The sequence below is a fragment of the Microcoleus sp. OTE_8_concoct_300 genome (assembly GCF_031383065.1).
Lineage (GTDB): Bacteria > Cyanobacteriota > Cyanobacteriia > Cyanobacteriales > Microcoleaceae > Microcoleus.
The window spans coordinates 1-1,362 of record NZ_JANMZH010000257.1 but is presented as its reverse complement, the minus strand read 5'-3'; the positions used below and the strand labels follow the sequence as shown (position 1 = coordinate 1,362).

Annotated in this window: 1 protein-coding gene; it reads left to right on the top strand. The window is 38.6% G+C overall.

Annotation, left to right across the window (positions count from 1 at the left end; genetic code table 11):
* Window positions 1-1,150: glycosyltransferase family 39 protein (locus tag ACUVJL_RS12030; RefSeq protein ID WP_445246064.1), on the top strand; the 1,150-nt coding region annotated here is incomplete at its 5' end.
* Window positions 1,151-1,362: the final 212 nt, after the last annotated feature.

Here is a 1,362-nt window from a genome sequence, read left to right as displayed (position 1 = left end):
ACTAGCTGTATCGCCTTTTCAAATAGTTTACGCTCAAGAAGCTCGACCTTACAGCTTGTTTGTATTAATGATTTTGCTGTCTGGGGCTGCTTTGCTGCGGGGAATGCGGCTAAAAACTAACAGCAGTTGGGCAATTTATGCAGCAACAGTAGCGCTGGGATTTTATTCTCACCTATTATTTGCACTGGTGGCTCTAGGGCATGGAATCTATGTAGCTATCTCGGAAAATCTGCGGTTTAATAAGACTGTAATTGGCTATTTTATAGCAGCGAGTGCAGGATTTATTGCCTTCTCTCCTTGGATTGTACTTTTATTTATAAATTCGCAAAGTGCCAGTCAAAGAACAGCATGGCAGTCTTTTAAAATTCCCCTTTCACACTTAGTTAAACAGTCGGTGCTCAACATTATTAGGCAATTTTTTGATGTGGGATTGTACTCGGATTTACCGCGATTATATTTCCTATTGAGTATCCCAGTTATTTTAATGATTTTAATAATTGTCTGCTCTTCTTTTTATTTGCTGCTGAGTCAGACAGAAAGACGTGTTTGGTTGTTTGTTATGACATTAACGTTCGTGACATTAGCCATTTTCCTGCCAGCGGACTTAATCTTGGGCGGAAGGCGATCGATCTACAGCCGCTACCTGATTCCCTGTTATTTAGGAATGCAGATAGCTGTTGCCTATTTTTTGGCTGTAAAAATGACATCTCCTCAAGTTACAATGCAGTTGCAAAAGCTGTGGAGGCTGGCTCTGGCTGCTTTGCTCTCAATTGGAATTATATCCGGCTGCATCTATTTGCCAGCAGACTCTTGGGAGAATAAAGGCCCCTCTTATATTAATGCCCCGATCGCCCGCACAATCAACTCAGCTTCTCGGCCATTACTCATCACAGACTTGTGGGTGTATAATGTAAATAAAATCGGCAATTTACTCGGTATGAGTAACCAAATCGATGCCAAAGCTAAATTATTACTAATGTCACCTAAAAATGTTGAAATACCTGAAAATTTTACCGATATATTTTTGTACAGTATTTCTCAAGAATTAAAGACACAAATTGCCAAAAGGAATCAATATAAAATACAAACAATCTATGCTCAAAATAACGGAATGATTCTAGGAAAAATAGTCAAAAAAGTCAAAAAATGATGTTTTATATGGCAAGTGCAGGGAAGTTTGTTTAAAATGAAATTACCGAAAAATGGCGAGCAACTAAATTATCACAACCCTTCACTTGACAAGTGGCTACGATTTTTAATTATAGTTGTATTAGTCCTCGGCATATTCTTTCGCTTCGCCAACCTAGGAAAGAAAGTTTACTGGATAGATGAAAGTTACACCTCCCTGCGGATATCTGGATA